This window comes from Ruegeria sp. SATB027, assembly GCF_059613825.1.
In genome coordinates, this window is the sequence record NZ_JBXWTH010000090.1 from 1 (window position 1) to 9115 (window position 9115).

A 9115-nucleotide genomic window follows, 5' to 3' on the forward strand; every position below is an offset into this window, starting at 1 on the left:
TGCGACCCAGGGCCATCGTCAGAGCATCACAGCAAAGCTCGGCCCGCATGTGATCCTCCATCGACCAGCCAACGATTCCCCGCGTGGCCATGTCTTTCACGCCCGCGAGGTAAAGCCAGCCTTCATCCGTATCGATATATGTAGCGGATTGAGATTATCCGGGTTTGGAATTGAGATCATCGCCGATTTCGGATCAGGTTATTTGAGACTGTAGCGCGCCTTGAGATCACATAATCTGAGACTGAAATCGGATTATTTGCGACGGGATCACATTGCTGAGATTGAAGCCAGTGCGATGCGAACGGCGGGGCAGGGGAACTCTCATTTTGCTAAGCACGGGCATCAGAATTCCCAGCGGAATCCTGCGTTGAACATCACATTCCGGTTGTCGCTGCTAGGGTTTTCCAGAGACGTTCGGTAAGAAGCCTCTGAATACAGGCTCTTGCCTTTGCCCCAGTCGATTGAGCCTCCCATTCCGAGTTCTGCCCAGGTGCTATCTTGTTCAGATTTCAGGGCGGTGCCTCCGACTGTAACCTCGTTTGAACCAGAAAAGTCATGTAGAATGTTCCCAATGACATAGAGCTTCGTATACTCATTGGTGCCCGTTTTGACTTGCCGGTCGTATGCAAGGCCAAGTCTCCCGACCATGCGGTTGTTTGAACCCAGATCAACGCTGTTTCCTGCATCATCGGTAAACTCGGCACCGTCGAGCTTGGTCCACATCAATTGTGCTTGGGGTGTCAATCCCCAGGTTTCACTTATAGCGAACCGATGTCCTGCCTCGACGCTGAGGGCGTAGGAGTGCGATGTTTCACCGTCGCTCAGATCTCCGACGTTGGCCGATGTAAACGAACTGTCGTGCCAATTAACCTGGCCTTGGAAGTCTAAGTAGGTTCCCTGATTTCCGTACCACGTGGCAGTCGCGCCAATACCGACACTTTCGGAGTCAATCGATCCGCCGCCATGTGAACCAGAAACTGAGGCATCTATCGACCCAACTTGTGCGGTTGCACCTAGTACCCACTGACCTAAATCACCAGCTTCGAGCGGCAGATCCAGACCGGCCTGCAGTTGCCACTCATTGCTGTCAAACGATGTTCCACTGTCCAGATCGGTTTTGGAAAACTCTCCAGTGAGGCGGACCCAGCTTCCTCTTTGCGGTCCATCTCCAGAGGAGGTCGGTGAAGTGTTCCACAGTCGTTGACCAACCCTTTGTTCCAGTGTTGGCAATTCGGTCATCAGGATATGCGGGACAGCCTCATAAACACGGGCGACTGACGAAAGGGCTCCGACAACGGTCTGGAGATACCAGTTTTGTCCATCGGTTTGATCCAGGTCGTAAACAAAAACGCCTTCTTCAACCGGAGATGCGAGCACAAAAGCATCGACATCTGAACCACCCTCCAGAGACTGGATAACCAGAATGCCCTCCCCGGCATCAGCTTGACCATTTCCATTCTGATCCGTTGACGCAGCATTTCCGGGTCGGGCACTTGTGACAAAAACCTGAGTCGCGCCGCTTCCGACACTGGCGCGATCAACAACAAGAAGGTCCGTTTCATCCACTGCGCCGTCGTTCAATACCGTGTCAATATGCAGCCTGCCGCCATTTGAAACATATACTCCCCCGCCAGACGTGCCGTTTGCTGTTGCGTTTCCGGTGATTACAAACACATCCCCTGCAACGGGCCGCGTACCACCGGTTTCCGCATCCGCCATTGTCAGGAGGCCGGTATTCTCAAATCGTTCCAGATTGACAAGATGCGCCTGCTCGACGCCAGTTTCTGAGATAGAGCGCATTGCACTTGGTTGCGTGGCCAGAACTGCATCCGGGAAATACTCGTTGACGCCACTGGTTAACCAAGCAATCGGTCGCGCATCGTCTGTTGTGTCTGCCGTAAATCCGGTTTGATCACCGACTGTCAGAAGGCGCACCGCACCATTCGCTGTATTTGTGAACGTATCTGTTCCGGCGCCGAAATCGGAAAGAGCCACATTCTCGGTGTCTCGCATGCTTGGGTTGGCTGATGCCGCGAAATTCCGAACGTTCCAGGAATTTGCAGATCTGTTGATGAAGCTATCATTACCATCCCAAAGCGTCACATAGCCTGTGACCATTCCATCATTCGAAAGGGATGCTGTGCCACCATCCACATCAATGGCATGATCTGACAGGGCCCCAACTGATCCAGTGGAGGCAACGGTGAGGTTCACCGCGTTCATATTTGGGGTGAACATCGGACTGGCGGGTGTCCCGCTTGGGGTGCCAGCGGCTGCGTGAATCCCGGCACCATGCGAGCCAGTGCCGGAAAAGTCATTACTTCCCCCTTCGCGCCCTCCGCTTACGTGGCCGCCGATGGTTACAGTCACCTCATCCGGTGCACCAACTGAAATACCATCGGCGCCCAAACCGGTCGCCGCGATCACGCCGCCTGCGGCTTGGTTAACATGCGCTTCCCCAGTGACACTCAACGCCAGGATCCCATGGGCTTCCTGACCCGTTGTTCGGATTCTCCCTGACCCCTGCGCAACGTCAACACTCGTATTCGTGTCGCTCAACCCATAAGATGCAAAAGCATAGATGCCGTGGGAATGGTCACCATTCGTGGCGATCTCGCCTGCATTTTGAGCGACCCTTGCCGAACCGCTTCCCGTCGACAAAGCCACGATGCCGTGAGATCCTTGGTTTGGATCAACCCGTCCGCCGGTGGTTAGAATAGAGCCACCATTCATCACAACAGTTGCGGATCCGGTAGGTGGTGATAACCCAAAATCCGTCTGGGCTATAATTCCGGCGCTATCAACGCCACTTGTTCGAATGCTGCCGCCATCGAAGGTTACCGACGCGTCGCCATTTGCCGTTGATAAGATGCTTCGGTCGTCAACTTGAGCAACCACACCATCTGAGTCCGACCCGGAAGTCAGAATTGATCCGTCGCGGAACTGTATTGTGGAATTCCCCGATGCTCGTGCAAACAAGCCTTCGGCATTATCACCCATTGTTGAAATCACCGAAGATCCAGACACCGCAATCGTGGAGTTTCCATTCGACCTATTGTAGGCACTCACGCCATGCGAGTTCGAGCCGAGGGTTGCAATTTCAAGATCCTCGATTCCTATTAGAATATCACCAGCAGCGCCAGCCACTCCTCCCCTATTGAGTCCTCGTACGCCCGTTGCGTCCCGTCCATTGGTTATGATCCGCCCGTCAGAGGCAAAAACGTTGATGTCCCCGATCCCGGTATCAGTTCGTCCATAAACGCCTGCGCTATAGCGCCCATGTGTCTCTATGTAGGAACCGTCGCCGGAAAAATCAGCGGTAACCGTCGAAGAATTGGCAGGGTTGTTCTCACGCTGCCAGGCATAAATGCCCTGGGCATTAAAACCATAGGTCCTCACTTCTCCGCCCTCAAAGACAAGCGATGTTGCCCCTTGCCCCCTGTTTTCCACGCGCAACCCATCCCCATACCTCCCGGCAGCTACGCTGGAGCTTGAACCTATATTTCCACTATCGCCAACAACGATGGTTCCCGAATTCCACGTCAGGGACATATCTCCTGTAAACCCAGAGTTGTTTCCTGTACTTATGCCAATGCCTTGCCGTCCTGAAACTGCCGGGTCCACGACAAGGTCAAGCGCGGTGCTATTCAAAGAAAGCCCGTTGTGGTTGCGGTATCTTATGTTCCCGCTTCCGCTGTCCACATATGTGCCTGGACTGCATGTGACAGTTCCGAACGCAGCAACACCGCATTCATTGTCAGCGCGAACTGGCGAAACGGTAAAACCGATGCTAATAAGTGAGGCGCCTACCATCGGGGCGACTGAAGCTACCGCGCCCTTCCATTTGATCACCCTCCCTCCCCGAACTTCCCTGAGGGGAACGCCTTCCCTGACTTGCAGACACATCTTGAGACCTCATCAGATTCTATCGGCTTGGCCAGTGCCCGAGTTGCCCCTTGTTCTTCGGAAAACCGGTAAGCCTCAACTATTTTTTGCTTGGCAAGAGCTTTGAGCGGTAGCCGGGCTCAACCTAAGCTATCATACTGAAACAAGAAAGCTTACTTTGTTTCGTCACCGCTGACGATTTTGGCGAGGTGTTGCTGGGATCACTCGTGTGTTGGACAATCCCGCAACCGAGATATTCAAAGACCCCCCCCGAGGTCACTTGGAAAACGAGCGTTTTCCTTGTGGGGGCGATGTTCGCGATGTCCCCATTAATTTTCCACCAGAAAAACCGTTGCGAAAAACTTCATTAGCTTGCAGGGTGCGGCTTGTCTAAACTGGTGGAGTTCTAGCGAAATGCTCATTGGCTATGCAAGGGTGTCGAAAGCGGATGGGAGCCAGCTTCTCGATTTGCAGCGCGATGCTCTGGTTGATGCTGGTGTCGCTTCGGATCGCATCTATGAAGACAAGGCATCCGGACGAAAGGACCACCGGCCCGGCCTCGATGCCTGTCTGAAAGCGCTTCAGCCAGGAAACACGTTTGTCGTTTGGAAGCTCGACAGGTTGGGCCGTGATCTCAAACACCTGGTTGCGACGGTCGATGAACTACGCGACCGGGGTGTCGGATTGCGCGTGCTGGCCGGGGCCGGTGCAGAGATTGATACGACGACGGCCAACGGGCGGCTCGTCTTTGGCATCTTCGCCAGTTTGGCTGAGTTTGAACGTGAGTTGATCGCCGAGCGTACTCGTGCAGGTCTCGCTGCTGCGCGTGCCCGAGGCCGCAAAGGTGGCCGGCCCCGCAAGATGGATGTCACCATGTTGCGCATGGCGATGACGGCGATGGCTGACCGGGACACCCACGCGTCCGACTTGGCCAAACGGCTCGGAATTACAACAACCACGCTTTACGAGTACGTCAATGGCGATGGCAGCGTGAAAGCGCCGGGTCAGAAACTGTTGGATGCAGACGCCTCATGAGCAAGGGCGGCGGCATACCGGCAGAGGCTTTGCTCGATCTGCGACGAAGGCTCGATGATCTTGCACCGCGCGATCCGGGGAGGCGAATTATCATTGAAGGCGCTGCCAATATGTATGGTGTATCACGCGCGACTGTTTACCGGGCTTTGGCCGGTCAATTGCGCCCCAAAGGGTTGCGCCGTGTTGATCGGGGCGAACCTCGCAAAACCCCGCGTGCCGATATGGAGCGGTATTGTGAAATCATCGCGGCGCTGAAAATCCGCACCTCCAACAAGAAGGGCCGCAAGCTATCGACTGCTCGGGCGATTGAGTTGCTGGAAAACTTCGGTGTCGAGACACCGGACGGTTTGGTCAAAGCACCGGAGGGCACACTGCATCCGGTGACAGTCAATCGCTATCTTCGCCTCTGGGGATATGACCACGCCCGCATGACCCGGCCACCGGCAGCGGTACGGTTTGAGGCGCGGACATCGAACGCGCTTTGGCAATTCGACATCAGCCCATCTGACCTCAAGGGTATCGAGCAGCCGTCCTGGATCGACCCAGACCGTAAGGGGCTGCCAGTACCGATGCTGTTCAGCGTGGTCGATGACCGATCCGGCACGTCCTATCAGGAATATCGCTGTGTCTACGGTGAGGATGTCGAAAGCGGGCTGAGATTCCTCTTCAACGCGATGGCTCCGAAGGACCGGGACGGCCCGACCCTGCAGGGCATCCCCGAGGCCATCTATCTGGACAACGGGCCCATTGCCAAAAGCGGCGTGTTCCACATGGTGATGGAACGGCTGGGGGTGCGTGTCATGACCCACGATCCCGCCGGTTCCGATGGGCGCCGCCCGACGGCGCGCTCAAAGGGCAAGGTCGAGCGTCCGTTCCGTACGATCAAGGAAGCACACGAGACGCTGTATCATTTCCACAAACCGGAGACTGAAGCTGAAGCAAACGCCTGGCTCTGGCGGTTCATAGATCAATATAATGCCAAGTCTCATCGGCGGGAACCTCACAGCCGGATTGAGGATTGGGTCCGCAATCTGCCTGCAACCGGTATTCGTCAGATGTGTTCCTGGGAGCGGTTTTGTGCCTTCGCGCGGGAATCGGAAACGCGCAAGGTTGCCGGTGACGCTCGTATCCGAATTGATGGTACATTCTACGAGGTTGATCCTGACCTTGCTGGTGAAACCGTCACCCTCTGGTGGGGCCTGTTTGACCATGAGCTCTTTGTCGAATGGAATGACAAACGGTTCGGCCCCTATCTTCCGTCAGGTGGGCCAATTCCGCTGCATCGCTACCGCAAGCCACGGAAAACACAGACCCAGGCACGCGCTGACCGGATCGGTGACCTGGCGAAGAAAATCTCTGTGCCAAGGGCGGCGCTCAGCGGCGTTGACGACGGTTTGGCCCGCTCTGCGGAAGTTCTGTCTTTTGACAGCCAGCCCTTTGTTGATCCCGATCCTTACGGTCAGTTCACTTATCAGGGGCGTCTGGATGCGCTGCGCGGTATCGCTGATTTGCTGTGTAAACCGCTTGCGCGCTTGGCCGAAGACGATCTGGCGTTCGTTAATGCCCTCGTAGATCGAACACTCGACAAAACAATCATCAAACAAGAAGTGACTGCCCGGCTCTCAGGCAAAAGACCGGCCACCAAAGAGGAGAGCAATTGACATGCTGAACGCTGAGATCATGGACCGATACGGACTTATCAAAGATTGGCGCACTGCCGGGTTCTTTGAAACCGAAAACCATCGGCGCATTACCCATGCTGTCCGCTCCGGTCTCGGGGCTGGGCGGCTGGTCGCCATCACCGGCCCCGTTGGTATTGGTAAGACCGTGTTCCTCCATCGTCTGCAGGACGAGATTGCCCGAGAGAAGAAAGTGACCGTCGCTGAAAGCCTGTCCGTAGATAAAACCCGCACGACGGTGCCAACGCTGATCGCAGCCCTGTTCTATGATCTGTCGCGGGAGAAAGAGCCGAAAATCCCCACGCAAGGCGAGAAGCGGGAACGCGAGTTGCAAAAGCTCGTTGCCCGTTCCGGGAAGCCGGTCGCCCTCTTTGTGGATGAGGCTCATGACCTCCATAGCAAAACCCTTGTTGGCCTGAAACGGTTGATGGAAGTGATTGCACGCGGCGGTGGCAATCTATCTGTCATCCTGGTCGGCCACCCGAAGTTACGTAATGACCTGCGCCGCCCCACCATGGAAGAAATCGGCCATCGCACCGACATCTTGCGTTTCGAAGGCTTGGGTGAAGATGCGCGCAAGTATCTCGACTGGCTGCTGGAGGAGTGCTCTGAGGACGGCGCGGATGTGAGCGACGCCATCGAACCCGCCGCCCTTGATCTCATGGCTGAACGATTGACTACGCCCTTGCAGTTTGCAGAGTATTTGAACCGTGCCTTCGAGGCAGGATTCCAGATCGGGCAGAAACCCGTCACGGCAGACATCGTGTCTGCATCCCTGGCTCCTGACTTTGACGACGTCGAACCCCGCCTCACGCGCCAAGGCTATTCGGTGAAGGTATTGGCCGATCAATTCCAGGCCAAGCCAACTGAAATCCGACGCTTCCTGAGTGGCCAACTCGATACCTCACGTACCCGAGAACTGGCCGATCAAATGCGCTTGGCCGGGCTGTCAATATGATATCGGACATACGATCCCAGTCTCAGAAATCCGATCCTGTCGCAAAAAATCCGATCTCAGTCTCAGATATTGTGATCTCAAGACGCTTTACAGTCTCAAATAATCTGATCCAAAATCGCCGATGATCTCAATTCCATGCCCAGATAATCTCAATCCGCTACAGCTATGGCGCGCCATCGCCAGTGTTTTCTGCCACGGATCGAAATCACGACTTCGTCCATGTGCCACTTGTCGTTTGGCCGCGGACGATCTCGTCGGATGCAGTCTGCGAAATGCTGCCCAAACCGATTGACCCATAGCCGGATCGCTTCCCGGCTTACAATCACGCCCCGCGCTGCCAACAGGTCCTCAACATCCGCCGTGCTCAGTGCAAAGCGGTGGTACGCCCAGACTGCATAAGCAATGATCTCACGAGGATAGCGGAACCCTTTTAGGCGTGGCATATTGGTCGGATTGTTCATGACCCGCGGATAGCCCGGTCAAGACAGACGAACAACTTGGCAATACCGTCTTCTACAGCCTAAAAGAAGCGCAGATATTGATCGAAGAATGGAGGAAACACTACAACACTAAACGCCCGCACAGTGCTCTGGGATATAAACCACCGGCCCCGGAAACCATCGTTCAGATGGACCAAAGGCCAATCATGCACTAACAATCAAATTGGACCACACAAGTGGGGCTGATCACCTCGTTGGATTATTTCTATCGTTATTTACAGCCTCTGTTGGCGCCTGCCTTCCTGTTTGCAGATCGCGTCGGCCTCGGCCACGCTCATGTCCTCAGGCCGGTTTATAGCGCGATCCCAGAGAACCCGCGACTTTGTGTAAAGCTGGCAGGTAACAACGCCTTTCGGGCTTTGAACTTTCACCGGGTCAGTTTCGTAAGCCTCTGGACCATATACGCATCCGGCTAATGAAACAGCACATAAGGTTAACAAAATCTTCGAACTCATTCTGACCACCATCAACGAAACTCTTTAGGAACAAATTTCAACTGTTCGTCCCGACTCCAACCAGCCGGGCGTTTGCTGTCTTTGTACCATTTGCCACAGTGGCTTTTTTGCCAGTAGATTCGATAAACAAGACACGCATTGCGATCCACATCTTCATAACCAATCATGACGCCACAGCAAATACATTGTTCAAGCATGGGATAAAGACCATCTGGACCCCAAACGGGAAGAGGATATTTGAGGCCACAGACCCGGCAGTGTTTAGCGGGATCTAGGTTTTCAAGCGGCAAACAACTCTTAAATTCTACTACTGACATCTTGCTACCCACTAATAAACGCCCCATACGCTTTCATGACACTTTTTATTTAGGAAATACAATGGAAAAAACCAACTTTTGGATCACTTTTAAGGCACTGCCAAGTTATCTAACGTGATTGAGAATATGGTCAACAGATCCGAGTTTGGTATTGCCAAGTTGTTGCCGGCCGATTGGACTTCGTCTCTGTTTCCGGACACTGGGGTACTTGGACTTCGTCCCTGTTTCCGGACAGTTTCACTATTGACCCTATGCGGCCATTTTCCAAGTCATATTGTTAAAGGCC

General features: G+C 54.5%; 5 protein-coding genes and 3 pseudogenes. 4 read left to right on the top strand and 4 right to left on the bottom strand.

Annotated elements, in window-relative coordinates; all coding sequences use genetic code 11:
• Positions 1 to 142, bottom strand: a pseudogene (locus tag AC2FPW_RS20925) (IS3 family transposase); the annotation flags it as partial.
• Between the two features lie 200 nt (positions 143 to 342).
• Positions 343 to 3552, bottom strand: coding sequence for an autotransporter outer membrane beta-barrel domain-containing protein (locus tag AC2FPW_RS20930; protein ID WP_496815242.1), 3210 nt, complete (start codon positions 3550 to 3552; stop codon positions 343 to 345).
• Positions 3553 to 4299: 747 nt separating this feature from the next.
• Between AC2FPW_RS20930 and AC2FPW_RS20935 the strand changes: the two genes are divergently transcribed.
• From AC2FPW_RS20935 to AC2FPW_RS20945, 3 genes are read left to right on the top strand one after another with little or no spacing between them, the layout of a single operon-like run.
• Positions 4300 to 4920 (top strand): recombinase family protein, encoded by a 621-nt coding sequence (locus AC2FPW_RS20935; protein WP_496815244.1) that lies wholly within the window; start codon positions 4300 to 4302, stop codon positions 4918 to 4920.
• A 14-nt stretch (positions 4921 to 4934) separates the two neighbouring features.
• Positions 4935 to 6581 carry a transposase family protein gene (locus tag AC2FPW_RS20940; protein ID WP_496815248.1) on the top strand — a complete coding sequence of 549 codons (1647 nt, stop codon included), beginning with the start codon at positions 4935 to 4937 and terminating at the stop codon, positions 6579 to 6581.
• Position 6582: 1 nt separating this feature from the next.
• The gene (locus tag AC2FPW_RS20945) at positions 6583 to 7557 is read left to right on the top strand and encodes an ExeA family protein (RefSeq protein WP_496815246.1); all 975 of its coding nucleotides are present in this window, start codon (positions 6583 to 6585) and stop codon (positions 7555 to 7557) included.
• A gap of 164 nt (positions 7558 to 7721) precedes the next feature.
• On the opposite strand, the pseudogene AC2FPW_RS20950 reads toward AC2FPW_RS20945, so the two are convergent.
• Positions 7722 to 8018: pseudogene (locus AC2FPW_RS20950) on the bottom strand (IS6 family transposase); the annotation flags it as partial.
• Between the two features lie 26 nt (positions 8019 to 8044).
• On the opposite strand from AC2FPW_RS20950, the pseudogene AC2FPW_RS20955 reads away from it, so the two are divergent.
• A pseudogene (locus AC2FPW_RS20955) lies at positions 8045 to 8212 on the top strand (integrase core domain-containing protein); the annotation flags it as partial.
• A 311-nt stretch (positions 8213 to 8523) separates the two neighbouring features.
• Here the strand turns inward: AC2FPW_RS20955 and AC2FPW_RS20960 are convergent.
• Positions 8524 to 8829 (bottom strand): hypothetical protein, encoded by a 306-nt coding sequence (locus tag AC2FPW_RS20960; RefSeq protein ID WP_496815247.1) that lies wholly within the window; start codon positions 8827 to 8829, stop codon positions 8524 to 8526.
• Positions 8830 to 9115 lie beyond the last annotated feature (286 nt).